General features: G+C 67.2%; 1 protein-coding gene. It reads right to left on the bottom strand.

Going from position 1 to position 363, the window contains the following annotated elements; all coding sequences use genetic code 11:
- On the bottom strand, nucleotides 1-340 hold a 340-nt coding region (locus RTO53_RS06370; protein WP_312236992.1), incomplete at its 3' end, for a hypothetical protein.
- Nucleotides 341-363: the final 23 nt, after the last annotated feature.

The following is a 363-nucleotide window of genomic DNA, read 5'->3' as shown; positions in this document are numbered from 1 at the left end:
CACCGATTGTCGAGCATTGTCCGATGGTGAGGCCCAGGCCGCCGGCCTTGGTCGCAGGGCCACGTAGAGCCGAGCCATGCTCGGCTGCTTCGGCTGCTTCGGCTGCTTCGGCTGCTTCGGCTGCTTCGGCTGCTTCGGCCTCGATCATTGCCGTGCTGCGCACGGCCAGCCGAGCATGGCTCGGCTCTACCGGGTCGTCTAACGGCAGACGCCTGAACAATGTGTACGCACCGTCTGTTGAGCAGCGCCCGATGGTGAGGCGTGGGCCGCCGACCGTGATCGCAGGGCCACGTAGAGCCGAGCCATGCTCGGCTGCTTCGGCTGCTTCGGCCTCGATCATTGCCGTGCTGCGCACGGCCAGCC

This window comes from Stenotrophomonas sp., assembly GCF_031995405.1.
In the GTDB taxonomy this organism is placed as follows: domain Bacteria; phylum Pseudomonadota; class Gammaproteobacteria; order Xanthomonadales; family Xanthomonadaceae; genus Stenotrophomonas.
Note: the sequence above shows the minus strand (reverse complement) of the source record. Positions and strands in the feature narration are given on the sequence as shown.